Origin of the sequence: Paraburkholderia sp. BL25I1N1 (assembly GCF_003002025.1) — a bacterium.
GTDB lineage: Bacteria > Pseudomonadota > Gammaproteobacteria > Burkholderiales > Burkholderiaceae > Paraburkholderia.
This window is the reverse complement of record NZ_PVZB01000010.1, coordinates 12,073-30,304: the sequence shown is the minus strand read 5'-3', so window position 1 is coordinate 30,304 and position 18,232 is coordinate 12,073. Positions and strand designations below refer to the sequence as shown.

19 protein-coding genes are annotated in these 18,232 nt (G+C 63.3%); 8 read left to right on the top strand and 11 right to left on the bottom strand.

Features of this window, described 5'->3' with window-relative positions:
* Positions 1-55: 55 nt before the first annotated feature.
* Both B0G73_RS16260 and B0G73_RS16255 read right to left on the bottom strand, forming a co-directional pair.
* Complete coding sequence (locus B0G73_RS16260) at positions 56-463, bottom strand: Hsp20/alpha crystallin family protein (RefSeq protein ID WP_106282343.1); 408 nt, start codon at positions 461-463, stop codon at positions 56-58.
* Between the two features lie 28 nt (positions 464-491).
* A complete protein-coding gene (locus B0G73_RS16255) occupies positions 492-935 on the bottom strand; it encodes an Hsp20/alpha crystallin family protein (protein ID WP_106282544.1) in 444 nt (147 codons plus the stop codon).
* Positions 936-1,181: 246 nt separating this feature from the next.
* On the opposite strand from B0G73_RS16255, the gene B0G73_RS16250 reads away from it, so the two are divergent.
* Entirely contained in the window at positions 1,182-1,565 is a 384-nt protein-coding gene (locus B0G73_RS16250; RefSeq protein ID WP_106282342.1) for a hypothetical protein, read from the top strand.
* A 62-nt stretch (positions 1,566-1,627) separates the two neighbouring features.
* Here B0G73_RS16250 and B0G73_RS16245 read toward each other — a convergent pair whose 3' ends face one another.
* The 4 genes from B0G73_RS16245 to B0G73_RS16235 form a co-directional block, all read right to left on the bottom strand.
* Complete coding sequence (locus B0G73_RS16245; RefSeq protein WP_106282341.1) at positions 1,628-2,548, bottom strand: AEC family transporter; 921 nt, start codon at positions 2,546-2,548, stop codon at positions 1,628-1,630.
* Positions 2,549-2,737: 189 nt separating this feature from the next.
* Positions 2,738-3,637, bottom strand: coding sequence for a hypothetical protein (locus B0G73_RS16240; RefSeq protein ID WP_106282340.1), 900 nt, complete (start codon positions 3,635-3,637; stop codon positions 2,738-2,740).
* Between the two features lie 182 nt (positions 3,638-3,819).
* Positions 3,820-3,978: a hypothetical protein gene (locus B0G73_RS40495; RefSeq protein WP_181196561.1), complete on the bottom strand. Its 159-nt coding sequence runs from the start codon at positions 3,976-3,978 to the stop codon at positions 3,820-3,822.
* A 19-nt stretch (positions 3,979-3,997) separates the two neighbouring features.
* The gene (locus tag B0G73_RS16235) at positions 3,998-4,603 is read right to left on the bottom strand and encodes a hypothetical protein (protein ID WP_258193343.1); all 606 of its coding nucleotides are present in this window, start codon (positions 4,601-4,603) and stop codon (positions 3,998-4,000) included.
* Positions 4,604-5,036: 433 nt separating this feature from the next.
* On the opposite strand from B0G73_RS16235, the gene B0G73_RS16230 reads away from it, so the two are divergent.
* Positions 5,037-6,020: a hypothetical protein gene (locus B0G73_RS16230; RefSeq protein ID WP_106282338.1), complete on the top strand. Its 984-nt coding sequence runs from the start codon at positions 5,037-5,039 to the stop codon at positions 6,018-6,020.
* Positions 6,021-6,123: 103 nt separating this feature from the next.
* Here B0G73_RS16230 and B0G73_RS16225 read toward each other — a convergent pair whose 3' ends face one another.
* The 3 genes from B0G73_RS16225 to B0G73_RS16215 all read right to left on the bottom strand — a co-directional run bounded on the left by B0G73_RS16225 (position 6,124) and on the right by B0G73_RS16215 (position 7,966).
* Positions 6,124-6,702, bottom strand: a complete 579-nt coding sequence (locus B0G73_RS16225) for a YceI family protein (RefSeq protein ID WP_106282337.1) — start codon at positions 6,700-6,702, stop codon at positions 6,124-6,126.
* 45 nt (positions 6,703-6,747) lie between these two features.
* Complete coding sequence (locus B0G73_RS16220; RefSeq protein ID WP_106282543.1) at positions 6,748-7,323, bottom strand: YceI family protein; 576 nt, start codon at positions 7,321-7,323, stop codon at positions 6,748-6,750.
* A gap of 88 nt (positions 7,324-7,411) precedes the next feature.
* The gene (locus tag B0G73_RS16215) at positions 7,412-7,966 is read right to left on the bottom strand and encodes a cytochrome b (protein WP_106282336.1); all 555 of its coding nucleotides are present in this window, start codon (positions 7,964-7,966) and stop codon (positions 7,412-7,414) included.
* 208 nt (positions 7,967-8,174) lie between these two features.
* Here B0G73_RS16215 and B0G73_RS16210 point away from each other — a divergent pair, with 208 nt between their 5' ends.
* Entirely contained in the window at positions 8,175-9,200 is a 1,026-nt protein-coding gene (locus B0G73_RS16210) for a sensor domain-containing diguanylate cyclase (protein ID WP_106282335.1), read from the top strand.
* A gap of 147 nt (positions 9,201-9,347) precedes the next feature.
* Positions 9,348-10,598, top strand: a complete 1,251-nt coding sequence (locus B0G73_RS16205; protein WP_106282334.1) for an arsenic transporter — start codon at positions 9,348-9,350, stop codon at positions 10,596-10,598.
* A gap of 48 nt (positions 10,599-10,646) precedes the next feature.
* Here the strand turns inward: B0G73_RS16205 and B0G73_RS16200 are convergent, their stop codons facing one another.
* Both B0G73_RS16200 and B0G73_RS16195 read right to left on the bottom strand, forming a co-directional pair.
* Entirely contained in the window at positions 10,647-10,892 is a 246-nt protein-coding gene (locus B0G73_RS16200) for a hypothetical protein (protein ID WP_106282333.1), read from the bottom strand.
* A gap of 372 nt (positions 10,893-11,264) precedes the next feature.
* Entirely contained in the window at positions 11,265-11,600 is a 336-nt protein-coding gene (locus B0G73_RS16195) for a hypothetical protein (protein ID WP_106282332.1), read from the bottom strand.
* Positions 11,601-12,011: 411 nt separating this feature from the next.
* On the opposite strand from B0G73_RS16195, the gene B0G73_RS16190 reads away from it, so the two are divergent.
* The 4 genes from B0G73_RS16190 to B0G73_RS16175 all read left to right on the top strand — a co-directional run bounded on the left by B0G73_RS16190 (position 12,012) and on the right by B0G73_RS16175 (position 18,216).
* Positions 12,012-12,302 carry a hypothetical protein gene (locus B0G73_RS16190; protein ID WP_106282331.1) on the top strand — a complete coding sequence of 97 codons (291 nt, stop codon included), beginning with the start codon at positions 12,012-12,014 and terminating at the stop codon, positions 12,300-12,302.
* Between the two features lie 112 nt (positions 12,303-12,414).
* Complete coding sequence (locus B0G73_RS16185) at positions 12,415-13,986, top strand: efflux transporter outer membrane subunit (protein WP_106282330.1); 1,572 nt, start codon at positions 12,415-12,417, stop codon at positions 13,984-13,986.
* Entirely contained in the window at positions 13,976-15,085 is a 1,110-nt protein-coding gene (locus B0G73_RS16180; protein ID WP_106282329.1) for an efflux RND transporter periplasmic adaptor subunit, read from the top strand. Before B0G73_RS16185 ends, B0G73_RS16180 begins: the two co-directional genes overlap by 11 nt.
* Positions 15,082-18,216 (top strand): efflux RND transporter permease subunit, encoded by a 3,135-nt coding sequence (locus tag B0G73_RS16175; RefSeq protein WP_106282328.1) that lies wholly within the window; start codon positions 15,082-15,084, stop codon positions 18,214-18,216. Before B0G73_RS16180 ends, B0G73_RS16175 begins: the two co-directional genes overlap by 4 nt.
* The last annotated feature ends 16 nt before the right edge of the window (positions 18,217-18,232 follow it).

Genomic DNA, 18,232 nt, shown 5'->3' with positions numbered 1-18,232 from the left:
CGGCCTGGTGGCCGCCACCGGGTTCTCTCCTATGGTTGTCGCCTGTCTGCCGGGTTCAGGTCGTGCGCACCTCGATCCGCCGCGGCCGGGCTTCGTCGCGGCGCGGTATCCTCAGCGTCAACACTCCGTCCTTCAGGTTGGCGTCGATTTTCGTCGGGTCGAAGTCAACCCCAAGAGCGAACGCCCGCGCGAAGTGAGGCTGGCGGATTTCCGCGTGGTGCAGGCGCAGTTCCGCCGGCGTGGGTACGACTGCCTCTGCCTCGATGTACAGGTTGCCGTCGTGCACCTTCACATCGAGCCGGTCCTTTGTCACGCCGGGCAAATCCGCCCACAGAGTGACGCCCTGGCTATCCTCGAAGATGTCCACGGGCGGCGTGAGCGTGATCCGGCGTTGTGACGGGTCGTCCGCGCGCCGCTCGACCGCCTTTTCGTCTTTCCTGGCAAGTTCTGTGGTGTCGTTCATGATGTCCTCCTCAGTTCTGTGACCGGTTTCATTGAACGGTGATGGCCCGCGGCTTTGATGTTTCCCGCTTGCCGATACTCACGGTCAGGCAGCCATTGGTGTACTGCGCCGTGACCTTGTCGGGGTCCGCGTGCTGCGGCAGTTCAATGACGCGCCGGAAAGCGCCGGCGAAGCGCTCCTGCGCATAGGTACGGGTGTCGTCGCCGGCCGCTTCCGGCTGTGGGGTCCGGCGCTCGCCGCTGATGGTCAGCAGCCCCTTGTCGATCGACACATCGAGGTTCGCCGGATCGACACCCGGCGCGAATACGACGATCTCGATCGAGTCGTCGGTCGAGCCGATGTTGACCTGCGGGAACGCGCCGGAGCGCCCGGAACGGATGCTGGACGGGAAGCCGCCAAACAGGCTCGCCATCTGCCGTTGCAGACGGTCTAGCTCGCTGGAAAGATCGGTCCCGAAGTAGAGATCGCTCATGGTCATTTCCTCCTTCAAGCCAGCAGGAAGACGAACCGGTCTACGCGCTCCAGTCCGTCTGCCGTGCTGCGGGCAAACAAATAGAAACACGCAGCGCGCCGGACTGCTGGCGCGACTGCCTCAGCGGAATTCAAGATAGAAATCCCGCGCGGAAATTTCAAGAGGGTATCGCCACTTTTTATCCTTGAATTTGGGCGGCCGCATCCCTACCTCCAGGACACCCCTGACGAACCATGCGAGGACACCATGGAATTCGAAAACGACTGGCTGACACTGGGACGGCACCGGATCCGGCTGCGCTCAACCAAGGGCTTTCCGACCGAGACGATGCGCACCGCGGTCGAAGTCATCCGGCTGGCAATCGACAACAATATGAGCGCCCGCGCGCGCCTGGTTGAAGTGGTATTCCACCGGGAATCCGCTTACGAAATCGCTGTCGGCACCACGTTTGCCGACGACCGCCTTTGCGCGCCGCAACTGGAAGCGGCGATCGCGACAGTCCTGGGTCTGCAACCCGCGCAGATCAATATTCTGGTGACTGTGGTGACGCAGGAGGAGGTCGATCTGCACTTCGGTGTCTACGAGAGAATGCTGGCCGAAAAGCTTGGCGTGGTGCCGCCGATCCAGTGATCGCCCGGCAGAACGAAGGCAGGAGCGCGGGTGCCGGAATGGCTGCTGCGGTGGCCTCCACGCTACCAAACGTAAAGCCACGCGAGCAAGGTGAGGACTGAAAAGAGCGTAGACATCGAGATCACGGCACCCACTACGTTCTTTTCGACGTCGTATTCGACCGCGAGCACATAAGCACTCTTGGCTGTGGGCACGGCAGCGCACACGACGGCGGCAATGGTCGCGGTCCGGTCGAGCCCGGCCGCAAGGCAAAGGCCATAGACCACGAGCGGCATGATGGCTAGCTTGAGGGCCGTCAGCAACGCATACAGACCCAGCCGCTCGCGCAGTTCGGCGATGGTCAGATCGAGTCCGATTGCGAACAGCGCGCATGGCGTCAGCGCTTCGCCGAGTATGGTGAGAAACGACACGGCCGGTCCGTACAGCTTCAAACCGAGGATCGACGCAAGCAGTCCGAAGATTGTCGCGAGAATGACGGGATTGGTCGCGATCTGCCGCAACAGCGCAGCCGTCCGTATGTTGCCTGACGTATCGTATCGCCCGATTTCGAGCAGCAGAACCAGTATCGGAAACATGACGGCGCCGACGAAGACGGTCGCGATCGCCGCCGCGAGTACGCCCGGTTGGCCAAAAAGCGACTTCAATATGGGGAGCGCGACGAATCCGGTGTTGGTCATCGACACGGCCGCAGCCAGCATGCCGCTCTTCGCGACGCCCGCGCTCCACGCCGTTCGCACGAACATCATGACCGCCACGAAGCAGATCATGGAGCCGCCGCCGAACGCGGCCAGAAAGCGCCAGTCAAGGAGCGAGTGAAGCGACTCGTCGGCGATCGTCAGGAAGACCAGCGCGGGCATCGCCACGTAGTAGGCGAAGCGCATCAGCGGCGCGGCCAGCGCGCGCGGCATGTAGCCCGAGGCGCCGGCAACCCACCCCGTTAGAATGATGGCGAAGATGGGAAGTATTGTGCCGGCGAGATGCATCGCGATCTCCTGTAGCGATGGGACCTGGGCGCATCAACGCTCATCCCTGACCGGACGTCATTATCGGAGAAAACGTGGTGCGACAGGCGACGCAGTGCTAGCCGCAAGCCGACAACCGGTCATTGACGATCGCGCGATCCGCCCGCCGCCGGCTTCTCGACATGCACGCGGCGACCGCCGCCGGTTCTTCTATTGCGCCGTTTGCTGGCGCTGGTATTCGTTCTTTTTCATCTGCAGATACTCTTGCCGGCTCACCTCGTGCAATTGGCGCGGGTACTGCTCCGTCGCATCGAACCATGTCGCAAAGCGTTGCTCGACGCGTTTGTCGGCGGGCAGGGAAAGCGAACCCAGGTACGCGTCGATGGCGAGGTAATAGCGCATCGTATTGCGCTCGACGAGGCCGCGCACACCGCCCACGTAATCGCCGTTCGACGCCTGCGTAAAGCCCACTTTCGCGCTGCCGATGGTCGCGAGATAGGTCTTCATTGCGATGCGTCCCGCCATGCCGAATCCGTACGAATACGTGAGATGCAGGAACGTGCGCCCTTTGCCGATATCGACGGCTTCCAGCACGATGCGATAGTCCCTCGTGCTGAGTGGTCCTTCCGCGGCGCTCAGATCGACCTGGAAGTAGTCGGGATTGGTCGCGACCGAACGGTAGTTGAGCTGCACACGCGACGTGTCGCCGAGTTCCTGTTCCGTCTTCTTGCCGACGTTCATGTTGATGGTCGCGCCGTTGCTGCCTGAAGTGGCATGACAGTACTTCGTGTTCAGATGCAGGATCAGCACTTCGCACCAGGTCGCGGGGCCTCGCTGCGGGTCGTTGAAGGCGCTGTTGACGGTCGCGAACGGATAATCGACTACGGCGTAGATATCGCCCTTCAACGCGTTCTGCGCTTCCTGCGAATCAAGATGGATTGGACGATGGAACACGTTCGACTTCAGCTGTGGCGCTAGCGTGTCGTACTTGCCCCTCAGCGCGGCGGCGTTGTCGTCGGCCCATGTGAGCCCGCCGGGCCAGAGACCCGACAGCGTGAGCGCGACGAGTACGAGCCGTTTGATGATTCGCATGATCCGCTGGATGTTCATGACAACACGCTCCTGCCAGTTGGATGAATGTGCGCTTCGGACAGCGCGGCCGCTCGCCGCCACAATCGACCTGCCGTATGAATGTTACAGCCGAAGCGGAATCGACAGTCGCTTCGATTCATGATCTCCCGGCCGAGCAGAAGCGATGAGTCGCACGCATGCCTGAAGGCAACCGACCAGTCTCATTTCTTTTTTTTCGCAGACTTTGTTTTGCGCACGTGTGTTGGCGTCTGCGCGAACAGATCGATCACCACCCGCGCGCAGCCGGCGATTCCCTTCATCCTGCTGGACGCGTGCGTGCCAAAGCAGCCCGCAACCGTCAGGGTTGCAGGCGAGTTCATTGCCATTTCCCAAGGTTGCTCAGAACCGGTAACTCACTCCGATCTGCAGCACCGGATAGAGCTTGTAACGCTCCACATGGTCGGTGATCTTGCGCTCCTGTTCGTCGATGTTCGATTGCGGCGTGAACATCGAATAGATGGCCGGCACGTTGTAGGAGACGCGCGGGCGGCCATATGCCACGCCCAGATCGACCGTCATGCCGAAGCCTTTCGAGACCGGCTTGTGGCCATAACCGATGCCGAGGTAAGGCATCACGCGCGGCAGCGTGACCGTCGCCGAGGGCGCGGCGCCCACGGCCGGCACGAAGTCGTCGCCGATCTTGTAGTTGCCTTGTGCGTTCGGCACGGCATGCGCGCTCAGTTCGTCGTCGTTGATGAGCGCGCCGGCCGTCACGCGAAAGCCGCTGGAGCTGAACGGGAACAGATCGAGATACAGGCCGCCCTGCAACAGCTTGAGGTGGCCGTCGTACTCGTTGCCGCTGGCGTTGACCGAGTGCGACAGATCGAATCCTTCGATTTCCGCGTGCACGCCCGCCCATGAATTCAGCGGCAAGGCGGCGCCGACACCCGCGCCGAGCGTGCCGCCATGCACATACATTTCCTGCGCCTGCGCCGCTCCCGCCATCGCCGTCGCCCACGTCGCGACCACAGCTGCATTTATTACCCGTTTCACCGCACCGTCTCCCGACAAGGATCATTTCTGTGGGGCGACTGTACGGTTTAACCATGCGGTTCAAAGGAACGAATAGCGGGCAGATATGGCAGTTCCTCGCGCTCAAGTTTTGTGGTTTGAAGAAAACGGAATTTATGACCTGTAAATCCTTCCGAACGAACGACTGAATCGCAAGCGGTGTGCGGAATAGCCCTGTTTTAAAGGCATATTCGGTGAATCGAACAGCATGCCGCGCTTTGATAATGACTCTCGCAGATGACCCGTTTGCCACGCACACGGTACTCGAGAAATGGGTCTATTCGTCTGAGAAAAGGAGCGCGTTTGCGCTTCGTCTTGCGTGTGTCGTGATGGTGTGCGCGACCGGCTTTCTGGATCTGGAGCAGTTATGTTTTCGTCTCAAACGTCACGATCGTTCGGCGCAGCAGTGGTTGTCGCCGCAGCGGTGCTACTGAGCGCGTGCGGTGGCTCGGGCGGCAGTAGCGCCGGCACTGGCAGCAACGTGCTGAAATTGTCATCGGCGGTGCAAAGCGAGCACGTCGCGCGTTATGCCGGCGCATTCGGCATGCTGTCGGGGCCGGGCGTCGCGGTAATCTATACCTCGGTGGTGCAGTCGCTAGTGAGCGATGTCACTGCCGGGATGCCCAATAGCACGACCGCTTGCCCGGCTGGCGGTTCGATCAATGTGGCGACACAGAACGCGGGCGCGAGCGGCCTGCAAGGCGGTGAAAGCGCGGCCGTCAGCTTCAATCAATGCGTCGGACAGCTGAAGGCGCCCGGCGTATCGAACAGCGCCTCGATTACCGGCACGGTGAGCGTGCAGATTCAGAGTTCGCAGGGCGTGGTCGGCAGCGCGTCGAGCAACTGGTCGTACACCGCCGTTGAAACGGCCAACGCGTTGACGCTGGTTTCCGCGAACAGCACGACCGTGGTGAACGGCACGGTCAACTTCACCATGAGCTACGACGCGAAGACGGGCGTCACCACCACCACCGCGAGCGCGCCGAGCGTGACGCTCAGCCGTTCGCAGCCGGCGGGCTCGGGCAACATCAGCGGCACCATCACGATTACGTCGCTGAATTACTCGCGCGTGCATGGCACCGCTCCGGTCACGGACATGCTCACTACCAGCGGCAGTATTAGCGTGAACGTGGCCGACGCGGTGATCGCCTTCAATGTCGCGACGCCGGCGCCGGTCACGATCAGCGGCGGCAATGTGCAGGCCGGTGTGATCCAGCTATCGACGAGCGATACCGTCGAGACCATCACGCCGAAAGATGCGTCGACGGTCGGCATCACCGTGACGTCGAATGGGCAGACGGGGACCTACACGGAAAGCGTGGACACGTTCCGCGCGCTGATCAGCGGCTGAGCGGCGCCACGAACGGACGTGGGAGTGGGGATGGGTCGCGGCAACGTGACGGTCGAAAGACCGGTTGCCGCAACCGCGAAACGCAAGCCTGACAGGCAGGCGCTTACTGCTTGATGCCTTCGGCCTGAATGTGCAGCGTGGTCTGCATCTTGAAGCCGTAGGTCTTGCCGAAGTCGACGCCGAAGTCATCGCGATTGAACGTCGCGGTCGATTCCGTGCCGCACACTTCACGCTTGAGCATCGGGTTCACGAAGCACTTGAACGACTCGATCTTCAGATTGACGGGCTTCGTGATGCCGTGCATGGTCAGCGTGCCGATTACTTCCACGGGCTTGTCGCCGTCGAAACGGACCTGCGTGCCCTTGTAGGTGGCGCTCGGGTACTTGGCGGCGTCGAAGAACTTGTCCGTGACCAGTTCCGCGTCGAGCTTGTCGTTGCCGATATCCACCGAACTCATGTCGATCGTCACGTCGACCGTGCCGGTCTTCGCTGCGCGATCCAGCACCACGGTGCCGCTGCTCTTCTTGAACTTGCCGCGCCAGATCGACACGCCACCGAAGTGGTCGGTTTCGAAGCTCGGGTAGGTGTGCGTCGGGTCGAGCTGATACGTATCGGCTGCCATGACGTTGAACGACAATGCGGCGGCCAGCGCGCCTGCGGCGAGCGAAAGTTGTTTCTTCAAGGTGTTCTCCAGGTTTCAGATTGGGCTGCGACGCTTCGTATCGAGTTATTTCTTCGAAGCGACGATGTGAAATTTGATGACGACTTCGTCGGCGACCACCGACGTGTCTTTCCATTCGCCGGTACCGACGTCGAATTGCGAGCGCTTGATCGGCAACGCGCCGTCGAAGGTTTGCGTAGTGCCCTGGCTGGCGATGGTGACCGGCACCACGACGGTTTGCGACTTGCCCTTGATGGTGAGCTTGCCGGTGATCTTGTACTGGTTGCCGCCCGCCGGCGCGATCGCGCTGGAGACGAAGGTCGCGGCCGGGAAGGTGGCGCTGTCGAACCATTCCTTGCCCTGGGCCTGCTTGTTGTAGTCGTCGGCGCCGAGGTCGTAGCTGCCGGTGTCGATCGACACGTTCGCGCTGCCGGCGGTCGGCCTCGCCGGATCGAAATTCAGTTGCGCCGAGAACTTCCTGAACTTGCCGTCGACGGGCACGTTCATCTGTTTCGTGGTGGCGATCACGCTGCTTTTGCTCGTATCGACATCGGCATGCGCGAGGCTTGCGCCGAAGAGCGAGAAGGCCGCGATGCCGGCGAGCGTTACGCGTTGAACGGAGTGGTAAAGGGTTGTTTTCATGGTGGTACGCATCCTATCGAACCTGCGTGCGTTGATTGCACACGGCTGGGAATTAGATTGCCAACAAGCCGTAGCCAATCGCCGGCTGTTATTTGAGGAAGGGAATCATTCGGGCCAGCAATCCGTCGCGGTCGACGAACTGATGCTTGAGCGCCGCCGCCACATGCATCGCCACCAGTGCAAGCAACGTGTAATTGAGCAGCACGTGGACGGTGCGCAGGCTCGCCTTGAGCGCCTGATCCGGGCCGATGATGGTCGGCAGCGGCACGATGCCGAGATACACCACCTGAATGCCGGCGGCGGAACTGTAGAAGTAGCCGGACAGCGGAATCGCCAGCATCAGCACGTACAGCACGCCATGCACCAGGTGAGCCGCGGCCTTCTGCCATGCGGGCGTCGCGCTGTCGAGCGCCGGCGCGCGGTGGGTGGCGCGCCACAGCACACGCGCGACGGCGAGCACGAATACGGTTACGCCGATCCACTTGTGCCAGGAGAAATACTTCAGCTTGGTGGGCGTGAAGCCGGGAATATCGCTCATGATCCAGCCGATATAGAAGCCGCAGATGATCAACGCCGCGATCAGCCAATGCAAGGCAATGGCGGCGCCGTGGTAGCGGTCTGAACGGACAGGGCTGGAATTCATACTTTGACGTTCTAGGGTTATCGGGTATTGCAGGTGAGTGCGAATAGTAGGGATGCCAATGGAAGCTGAATAGCCGGGGAGAAGGGAACAGATTGTTGTAGCCGTGACGCTAATGTCGCTGGAATAAAACGGTGCGGCCGCTGTAATGGGCCGGGAGGTCGTCCGCTGTGTTAATTTGCCGGCTGAACCGCGAGGAGAGTTGGGACCGATGAACAGGCTTGAAAACAACAATATCGCGCTGAGCGCGGATTTTCTGCGGCACGAGACTACACCTGCGGCATCTGCCGCGGCCGGGGTGGAAGGCTACATGGAGCACGACGCAGCTGTCTACCGCACGTTGCTCGAATCGACCAAAGCGATTCCGTGGAAGATCGATTGGGCGACCATGGAGTTCGCCTATATCGGCCCGCAGATCGAAGCCCTGCTGGGCTGGGCGCCGTCCAGTTGGAAAACCGTGCAGGATTGGGCCGCGCGCATGCATCCCGAGGACCGCGAGAAGGTGGTCGAATTTTGTGTCGCGCAATCGCAGGCGGGCATCGATCACGAAGCGGACTATCGCGCGTTGACGAGCCGGGGCGAATACGTGTGGCTGCGCGACGTGGTGCACGTGGTTCGCGACGCGCGCGGCAACGTGGAGTCGCTGGTCGGTTTCATGTTCGATATCAGCGAGCGCAAGAAGACCGAGGAGAAACTGGCCGCGTTGCAGCGCGAACTCGAGGCGCTGTCGTTCAAGGACAGCCTGACGGGCGTCGGCAATCGCCGCGCGTTCGACGCCAGTCTGCAGCGCGAATGGAGCGCGGCTTTGCGTCATGCGGCGCCGCTCTCGCTAGTCATGGTCAATATCGACTTCTTCAAGTCGTACAACGACTACTACGGCCACGTGCAGGGCGACGAGTGCCTCAGGCGGATCGCCAGCGTACTGGGCGACGCGGTTCGGCCGGGCGACTTTGTCGGCCGCTTCGGCGGGGAAGAGTTCGTGCTGATCCTGCCGAACACCGGCGCCGACGCCGCCCGCCAGGTCGCCGAGCGTTGCCGCGACCGCATTGCAACCGAACAGATCCCGCATGAGCGCTCGCCGTTCCGGCAGACCATCACCGCCAGCTTCGGCGTCGGCACCACGATTCCCGCCGCGGCGGCCGATCCGGTGGCCTTCGTGAATCTGGTGGACACGCAGCTGTACCACGCGAAGGACAACGGCCGCGATTGCATCGCGGCGGTGAACCGAGTGGGATGAAGCGCGTGGGATGAAGCGCGCGCGCCGGCGCTGCCATGGGCGCGCAACTTGCTATATCAGCGCCTGCATCCGCCGTCTCATCGGCACGTTCGCCCGGCCAGGCCGGATATCGCGCTCGCGCGTCATCAATGATTCAAGGCTCACTTCGTGAATTCCGTTTTCCTCTCCTGGGGTATCGCCGCCGCCGCCACGGCGGGCGTCATCACCCGGCCGTTCAAATGGCCCGAAGCCGTGTGGGCCGTGGCCGGCGCGCTGCTGCTGGTCTCGCTCGGGCTATTGCCGGCCCATCTGGCGCTCGAGGCGATCGGCAAGGGCACCGACGTCTATCTGTTCCTCTTCGGCATGATGCTGCTGTCGGAAGTGGGGCGCCGTGAAGGCCTGTTCGACTGGGTTGCTGTGCTCGCGGTCAATCATGCCCAAGGTTCGCCGCGCAAACTCTTCCTGCTCGTCTATCTGGTCGGCGTGGTGATCACCGCGTTTCTTTCGAACGACGCCACCGCCGTCGTCCTCACGCCGGCCGTGTTCGCCGCCGCCAAAAAGGCGAAGACGCATCCGCTGCCTTTGCTGTTCGTCTGCGCGTTCATCGCCAATGCGGCGAGCTTCGTGCTGCCGATCTCCAACCCCGCCAACATCGTGCTGTACGGCAACCACACGCCCGCGCTCGGTGCCTGGCTGATGCGCTTCACGCTGCCGTCGCTGCTGTCGATCGTCGCGACCTACGTAATGCTGCGCTGGACCCAGCGCGACGCGCTCGCCGGCACCTGCGAGGCGAATCTCGATCCGGTCGAGCTGTCGTCCAGCGGCCGCGTGGCGCTCGCGGGCATCGCGGTGACGGCCGCCGTGCTGCTGACGGTCTCCGCGTTCGACGTTCCGCTCGGCATGCCGACCGCGATACTCGGCGCGCTGACCGCGCTGATCGTGCTGATTCTGGAGCGCAAATCGCCGCTGCCGATGATCCGCGAAATCTCGTGGAGCGTGCTGCCGCTGGTCGCCGCGCTCTTCGTGCTCGTCGAAATGCTCGATCACACCGGGGTGATCACGGCGGCGGCGCAACTCACGCAGCGCGCCGCGCAGCAGCACGAACTGGCTACGGCGGGCTGGGCGGGCGCCGTCATCGCGATCGGCAGCAATCTGATGAACAACTTGCCGGCGGGCCTGATCGCCAGTTCGACCGTGATGCAGGCGCACAGTCCGGAGCGTGTGATCGACGCGCTGCTGATCGGCGTCGACCTCGGGCCGAACCTGTCCATCACCGGTTCGCTGGCGACGATTCTCTGGCTCAACGCGATACGCCGCGAAGGCGAAGACGTGAGCTTCATGAAGTTTCTGAAGGTGGGCGCGTTGGTGATGCTGCCGGCGCTCGTGCTGGCGCTCGGCGCGCGGATCCTGACGGGTTGACGGAGCGGCATCCCGTTTCGAGGGCGGCGGCCGGTCCCGGCCGCCGCGTTACGACCGCGTGCCGGTGGGACGCAACCGCGGTTCGGCGAACGACGCTTCGTCCGCTTCCGTCAGCGAGCGAAGCGTCGCCTCCAGCCGCGCGATGCGCGCGCGCTGGATCGGCATCAACATCGGTCTGGGCAAATTTCGCAGGCGACTGTGCCAGTAGGACAGCGGAATGCGATCGTTGGCGGAGATCATCTCGAACACACGTTCGAGGTGGGCGATCTCCCTGTCGAGTTCCTGGTAGTTCATCTGATGTATCCGCATAGGGCGGTGGCCTGCCCGAAATCTGCCCGCAGGCCGCTTGAGAGTCCCAAGATTGGACGGACGTGTCCAACGAATGGACATGCGCCCGGTCATAACGAACAGTGAGCAAGCGATGTTCCACATCGTCTGGAACGGAGTCGTGCTGCGTTCGGCCTTCCTCTATAACCGCCAATTGCACCGCTTTATTCCAAGGGCGCATTCAGAGTTTTGCAGCACGGATTCGCGCTCGCATCACGCCGCCGGATGGCGCCCAGGACAACGGGAATCCACCAGGCATTGCTGGCGGCAGCATGTCCTATGCTGATTCCACAGCCTGGGTTGTAACTGGCACATTCACTGATGACGCGCCACGCGCGCCTAACGCGGCATCATCATGAGGGGCTGGGCGTAGGTCACCGCGGGGGCGGGTACGACCGCGTAGTTGGTCGGCGCGGGGACGACGACGGTGGTGTACAGGGGGATGGGCTTTGGCGCCGTCACGGCGGCCGCGACCGGAACCGCCACGGGTAGGGGCACTGGCGGCGGCGCCACCACGTACACGGGATTGACCGGCACGGAGTAGTAGACCGGGCGCGGCGGCGGGGCGTAGACCACGGCGGCGGGCAGATAGACGACCACGCGGGCGAACGCCGTCGACGAACAGGCGAGGCCGATGGCGGTGACAGTTGAGGCGCAGACGAGACGGATAGTCAATTGGTACTCCTGATGCGTTGAGCAGCGCGAGGCGTCTTCAGGTGAAGAAGCGGGCCGGCTGATTCGGGGGACGTGAGAACTCAGCCGTTGCGGCGAGGCGCTGACGGCGCCGGCAGACGAAAGATACGCAAAGCGCCGTCAAAACGGCATCGCAAACTCATTTCATTCCATGTCACGCCACGGCGGCGCTGCGGCATGGGTGCGGGTAATGGAACCGCATGCTGCATTGCGGTGTGGCGTTCGTGGCCGCGTTCGTGGCGGCTCAAGGGGATGCCTTAAAAGCCGTGACATGAATCGACATGATTCTGAAGTTGCCTTGCGACGGCGCTTCCCCAAGAATTCGGCCTGTCATCGAAACGGATCGCGGCAAACGGCAGGCGACGCTCGGTGGCTCAATCGAAGGAGTCAGTCATGAAGAAGTTGATCGCTATCGTGTTGCTGTGCTGCGCATCCACCGTCACGTTCGCTCAAGCCGCACCGCAAGGCGGCAATCCGCAGCGCATGGAGCGTATGGTGCAGCAGCTGCAATCGCGCTTTGCGAACGCCAATACCACGCACGATGGCAAGCTCACCAAAGATCAGGCGGCCGCCGGCATGCCGATGGTCGCCAAGCACTTCGACGAGATCGATACGCAGAAGGCGGGCTACATCACGCTGCCGCAGATCGAGGCATTCATGCAGGAACGCGGGGCAGCGCACTGAGCCCCGCGGGCATTGGCGGGACCATGGGGCCGTGGCGCGGCGCGGTCTGCCGCCGGCGCACGAGCCGTCCCGCCGAACCGTCGGCCGTCCTCCGAGCCAATAACAACGTGTGATGAAACCTGCCACGTCCCGCTATCTGCGTATCGCCGGCGCGTCGATCGTCGTATCGATCAGCGCGGCGCTGAGCGGTTGCGTGAGCGTCGGCCCGGATTTCAAGCAACCACAAGCGACGCTTGAAAACCAGTGGCTCGAAAGTCTGCCCGGTGAGGCGAAAGCCACACCTGCCGCACAGGCGGCCTGGTGGACCGCCTTCAATGATCCCGTGCTCACCGCGCTGGAGCAGCGCGCGTATGAGCGCAACCTGTCGCTGCAAGTGGCCGGCCTGCATATCTTCAAGGCGCGCGCGCAGCTCGCGACCAGTGCGGAGAATCTGCTGCCGCAGTCGGGCAGCGTGTCGGTGGGTGCCGAACATATCAACACGAGCGGCGTCGGCCCGATTCCGCCCGCCCATCTGTGGGCCGAGCATTTGCACGTGAATGCCGGCTGGGAGATCGACTTCTGGGGCAAATACCGCCGGCAGATCGAATCGGACCGCGCGCAACTGCGCGTGTCGGAAGCCGCGTATGACAACGCACTGGTGTCGCTGTTCGGCGACGTCGCCAATGCCTACATCGATCTGCGTGCGCTCGAACAACGCATCGTCGTCGCGCAGCAGAATCTGAAGTCGGTCCAGCAGAGTCTCACGCTGACGCAGGCGCGCTACAAACATGGTGCGTCGAGCCAGCTCGATGTCGAGCAGGCCGCCACGCTGGTGGCGGAAACCGAGGCGCAGATTCCGCCGCTCATCAAGGCGCGCGCGCAGGACCGCGACACGCTGGCCGTGCTGCTCGCCGATCCGCCCGACGCCGTCGACGCGCAACTCAAAGGCAGCAGCGCGATTCCCGTGCCGCCCACGCAGATCGATGTCGGCATTCCCGCCGATCTGCTGCGGCGCCGGCCCGACGTGCGCCAGGCCGCGCTCAACGCGGCGGCGCAATCGGCGCTGATCGGCGCGGCCAAGGCGAAGCTGTATCCGTCCTTGTCGTTGACGGGCCTGTTCGGGCTGTCGTCGGGCGAACAGCATGGCATTGGACTCACCCAGTGGGGCGGCAAAACCATCGGCCTCTTTTCGGCGGGCATCACGCTGCCGATCTTCGATCGGGGTCAATTGAAAAACGCCGTACGGATTCAGGACGCGACCTTTCAGGAGGCCGTGCTCGACTATCAGAACACGGTGCTGCAGGCACAGAAAGAAGTGGAAGATGCGATTGCCGGACTGCGCACCACGCTCGACGCGCTGGCCGCGTCGGCGCGCGCGTCCGACGCCTCGCAGCGCGCGCTACGGTTGGCCAACGCGCAGTATCGCTCGGGCTCCGTTACTTACGACACGGTGCTCGACGCGTCGCGCTCGGCTTTGCGTGACGGCGATTCGCTCGCGCAGAACCAGGGGCTCGCGGCGATCGCCGCGGTGGCGCTGTATCGCGCGCTCGGCGGAGGCTGGGAAGTGGCGCAAGGGCAGCAGGTGGTGAGCGAACAGATTGCCGAGCAGATGGCGCGGCGCACGGATTGGGGCCGCCTGTTGAACCCGCCCGCGAATTCCGCATTGGCGCGCGCGAGCGGGGGCGAGCCCGGGAATGGGAAATAACGAAATGGCAGAAAACGGTCTGATAGCCAGACGGGTGGCGGTGGGGATCTGCATCGTGTTCGCCATGGCGCTGGCCGCCTGCCGCGACGGCAACGCGCCGGCCGCCCACACTGCGCCCGTGCCGCAAGTGAGCGTGATGCGCCCGCAGCCCCGCGAGGTGCGTGAACAGATCGACCTGAGCGGCACGGTCGCGCCTTCGGCCACGGTCACGCTGGTGGCGCGCGTGCAGGGCGTGCTGAAGGAAATCGGCTTCACCGACGGCGCCAACGTCAAGCAAGGGCAGTTGCTGTTCCGCATCGAGCCGGACACGTACCGCGCGCAGCTCACTTACGACCAGGCCGAGCTCGTCAACGCCGAACAGGAATTGACCCGCCAGAAGCAGCTCACTGCCGATAACGCGACCTCGGAGTCGTCGTTGCAGAAAGCGCAGACCACGCGCGACCAGGCGCTCGCCAAACGCGACATGTCGCGCATCAATCTCGGCTACACGGAGATTCGCGCGCCGTTCGCGGGACGTATCGGCGCGCGGTCGTTCGACGTCGGCAATCTGGTGGGCGCGTCCGATTCCACCAAGCTCGCCACACTGGATCGCATCCAGCCGGTGTACGTGAACTTCACGCTGAACGAACGCGACGCGAACCGCATCGGCCTGTTCACCGAGCCGCCGCGCACGGTGCGGGTGAACGTGCTCGGCGCGCCGGCCGGCAAGGGCGAGGATGCCGCGTTGGAATTCGTCGATACGCGGGTCGACGCCAATAGTGGCACGCTCAGACTGCGTGCCGACATCGCGAACAAAGACGCGCATCTGATTCCGGGCATGTCGGTCGAGGTGCATATTCCCGCCGGCGCGCCGCAAAACGTCTTGCTGGTGCCCGACACCGCAGTGCTGCGCGAACAGGCCGGCGCTTTCGTGCTGATCGTGAACAGCGCGAGCGTGATCGAGAAACGCGCGGTGGTGACGGGCGGACTGTTCGGCCCGCTGCGCGCGATTACGTCGGGACTGAACGCCGGCGATCAGGTCGTGACGGGCGGCGCGCTGGCGGTGGCGCAGGGCACCAGGGTGCAAGTGGTGGCCGCGGACACGCAAGGCCAGTCATGATCCGCTTCTTCGTCGAGCGGCCGGTCTTCGCCAATGTGATCGCGCTGATCGTGATGCTGCTCGGCGCCGTCGCGCTGATCAATCTGCCCATCGCGCAATATCCGCCCATCACGCCGCCTACTGTGCAAGTGGTGGCGCGCTTTCCCGGCGCCAGTGCCGCGACGCTGATCGACCGCGTGGCGCTGCCGATCGAAACTCAGGTCAACGGCGTGGAAAACGCGCTGTACATGCAGTCGACCAGCACCAACGACGGCACCTATACGCTCACCGTCACCTTCGCCGTCGGTACGGATGTCGACAAGGCGCAGGTGCTGGTGCAGAACCGCGTCTCGGCGGCAACCGCGCAACTGCCGCAGGCGGTGCAGCAGCAGGGCGTGACCGTGCGCAAGCGGTCGACCGCGATCCTGCAACTCTACACGCTGCAATCGCCGGATCCGAAATACGATTCGCTGTTTCTGAGCAACTACGCGGTGATCTATCTGCGCGACACGCTCGCGCGTTTGCCGGGCGTGGGCGACGTGACCGTGTTCGGCACGGGGCAATACAGCATGCGCGTATGGCTCGATCCGAAGAAACTGAGCGAACGCAATCTGACCGCCGCCGATGTGATGAACGCGATCCAGAGCCAGAGCAGGGAAGTGAGCGCGGGCCAACTCGGTTCCGAGCCGAACTCGGGCGGCCAGGCGTTCCAGCTCACGGTGACGATGCACGGTGCGCTCTCCGATCCGCGCGAATTCGACGACATCATCGTCAAGGCCGATCCGGATAACGGCGGCCATTTCGTGCGGATTCGCGATGTGGGGCGTACCGAACTCGGCTCGTCGAGTTACGGACAGTTCTTCAATCTCGACGGCAAGCCGGCCGCGGGCATCGCTATTTATCAGTTACCCGAAGCGAATGCGCTGGAAGTCGGCAATGCCGTGAAGGCGACCATGGCGCGCCTCGCGAAAGACATGCCGAAAGGCGTTAGTTATCAGCTGCCGTTCGATACGACCACCTTCGTGCGGCAATCGGTGATCGACGTGTACAAGACGCTGTTCGAGGCGGCCTTGCTGGTGCTCGCGGTGATCCTGCTGTTTTTGCAAAACTGGCGCGCGATGCTGGTGCCGGCCACGACGATTCCGGTGACCATTATCGGCACGTTCGGTGCAATCTATATGCTCGGCTTCTCGATCAACCTGCTGACGCTGTTCGCGATAGTGCTGGCCATCGGCATCGTGGTGGACGACGCGATCGTGGTGGTCGAAGGCATCACGCAGCATATCGAACAGGGCAAGACGCCGAAGCAGGCCGCCATCGACGCGATGCATGAACTGCTTGGGCCGATCATCGGCATCACGCTGGTGCTGGTCTCGGTGTTTTTGCCGTCGGCGTTTCTGGGCGGCGTGACCGGGCAGATGTACCGTCAATTTGCTCTGGTGGTCGTCGCCACCACCGTGATCAGCGCGATCAACGCGGTGACGCTCAAACCGGTGCAAAGCGTGCGCTGGCTGCGGCATGCGCGGCCCGGCAAACCGAATATCGTGTATCGCGTGTTCGACAAGGGTTACGCTCGTGTCGAAAAGGGCTACGTGCGGGTCGTGTCGTGGTTCGTCGCGCGCTGCGGGCTTGCGCTGGTGATCGCGCTGGTGCTCGGCGCGGGCTCCGCTTTCCTGTTGACGCGCATACCCACCAGTTTCATTCCGCTCGAAGATCAGGGCTACGTGCTGATCGCCGCGCAACTCGCCGACGCCGCTTCGCTCGGACGCACGCGCGAGGCGAGCACGCAGATCGAGAAACGCATCGGCGCGATTCCGGGCGTGAGCCATGTGGTGTCGATTGGCGGCATCTCGCCGCTGGACAACAACGCCTCGCTACCGAATTCCGCGCTGATCTACGTGACGCTCGACGACTGGAGCAAGCGCGGCAAAGGCGAAGACCTGCGCTCGCTGTATTTGCGCATGAATAGCGAGCTGGCGAAGCTGCCCGACATCCGCTCCGTGGTGATCGTGCCGCCGCCGATCCAGTGCCTCGGCAACAGCGGGGGCGTGCAGATGCAGGTCATGCTGACCGACGGCTCGCAAAATTATCGGCGCTTGCAGGACGCGACCGACGCGTTGATCGCCGGCGTCTCGAAACGGCCTGAATTGCAGCGCGTGTTCAGCCCGTTCCGCGCGTCCGTGCCGACCGTCGAACTCACGCTCGATCGCGCCAAGGCGGAGTCGCTGCAAGTGCCGGTCGGCAATGTGTTCGATCTGCTGCAGGACTATGTCGGCTCGAGCTACGTGAACCAGTTCACCACCTTCAATCATACGTTTCCGGTGTTCGTGCAGGCCGACGGCGCATTTCGCCGCGAAACCGACGACATTCGCCGCTTGCAGATCCGCAGCAACAGCGGCCACATGGTCGAACTCGGCACCTTCATCGACGCGCGCACGAGCGTCGGCCCGGCGGTGGCGACGCTGTACAACCTCGAGCCGGCCGCGGCCATCAACGGCAATCCGGCGGCGGGTTACAGCACGGGCGACGCGATCAAAGCCTTCGAGCAGGAAGCCGCGCGTATTCTGCCGGCGGGCATTGGCTATGAATGGACCGCGATGTCGTATCAGGAGAAACTGGTCGGCAATTCGGCGTACTGGGTGTTCGCCGTGGGTGTGCTGCTGGTGTTCTGCGTGCTGGCCGCGCAATACGAAAGCTGGCTGTTGCCCATCGCCGTGGTTCTGGCGGTGCCGCTGGCCCTGCTCGGCACGGCGGGCACACTCGCCGCGCTCGGCGCCGCCAACAACCTGTACACGCAGATCGGTCTCGTGCTGCTGATCGCGCTGTCGGCGAAGAACGCGATTCTGATCGTCGAATTCGCGCGGCATCTGCGCGCCCAGGGCGTCGCCATAACCGAGGCGGCGATAGAAGCCGCGCGCCTGCGGTTCCGGCCGATCATGATGACCTCGTTCGCATTTATTCTCGGCGTGGTGCCGCTCGTGATCGCCACCGGCGCGAGTGCGAGCGCGCGCCGCTCGCTCGGGATTGCGGTATTTTCGGGGATGCTCGCTTCCACCTGCATTGCCGTGCTGTTCATTCCGTCGTTTTATGTGCTGTTGCAGCGCTTGAGCGAACGGCATGCGGCATGGAAAGCAACGCCGCCCGACGCCTAGCCTGAATCGAGGAGCC

Excerpts from the sequence above, each read along its gene's own strand:
- B0G73_RS16260 (WP_106282343.1), bottom strand. The coding sequence starts at position 463 with ATGAACGACACCACAGAACTTGCCAGGAAAGACGAAAAGGCGGTCGAG.
- B0G73_RS16255 (WP_106282544.1), bottom strand. The coding sequence starts at position 935 with ATGAGCGATCTCTACTTCGGGACCGATCTTTCCAGCGAGCTAGACCGT.
- B0G73_RS16250 (WP_106282342.1), top strand. The coding sequence starts at position 1,182 with ATGGAATTCGAAAACGACTGGCTGACACTGGGACGGCACCGGATCCGG.
- B0G73_RS16245 (WP_106282341.1), bottom strand. The coding sequence starts at position 2,548 with ATGCATCTCGCCGGCACAATACTTCCCATCTTCGCCATCATTCTAACG.
- B0G73_RS16240 (WP_106282340.1), bottom strand. The coding sequence starts at position 3,637 with ATGAACATCCAGCGGATCATGCGAATCATCAAACGGCTCGTACTCGTC.
- B0G73_RS40495 (WP_181196561.1), bottom strand. The coding sequence starts at position 3,978 with ATGAACTCGCCTGCAACCCTGACGGTTGCGGGCTGCTTTGGCACGCAC.
- B0G73_RS16235 (WP_258193343.1), bottom strand. The coding sequence starts at position 4,603 with ATGGCGGGAGCGGCGCAGGCGCAGGAAATGTATGTGCATGGCGGCACG.
- B0G73_RS16230 (WP_106282338.1), top strand. The coding sequence starts at position 5,037 with ATGTTTTCGTCTCAAACGTCACGATCGTTCGGCGCAGCAGTGGTTGTC.
- B0G73_RS16220 (WP_106282543.1), bottom strand. The coding sequence starts at position 7,323 with ATGAAAACAACCCTTTACCACTCCGTTCAACGCGTAACGCTCGCCGGC.
- B0G73_RS16215 (WP_106282336.1), bottom strand. The coding sequence starts at position 7,966 with ATGAATTCCAGCCCTGTCCGTTCAGACCGCTACCACGGCGCCGCCATT.
- B0G73_RS16210 (WP_106282335.1), top strand. The coding sequence starts at position 8,175 with ATGAACAGGCTTGAAAACAACAATATCGCGCTGAGCGCGGATTTTCTG.
- B0G73_RS16200 (WP_106282333.1), bottom strand. The coding sequence starts at position 10,892 with ATGAACTACCAGGAACTCGACAGGGAGATCGCCCACCTCGAACGTGTG.
- B0G73_RS16190 (WP_106282331.1), top strand. The coding sequence starts at position 12,012 with ATGAAGAAGTTGATCGCTATCGTGTTGCTGTGCTGCGCATCCACCGTC.
- B0G73_RS16185 (WP_106282330.1), top strand. The coding sequence starts at position 12,415 with ATGAAACCTGCCACGTCCCGCTATCTGCGTATCGCCGGCGCGTCGATC.
- B0G73_RS16180 (WP_106282329.1), top strand. The coding sequence starts at position 13,976 with ATGGGAAATAACGAAATGGCAGAAAACGGTCTGATAGCCAGACGGGTG.
- B0G73_RS16175 (WP_106282328.1), top strand. The coding sequence starts at position 15,082 with ATGATCCGCTTCTTCGTCGAGCGGCCGGTCTTCGCCAATGTGATCGCG.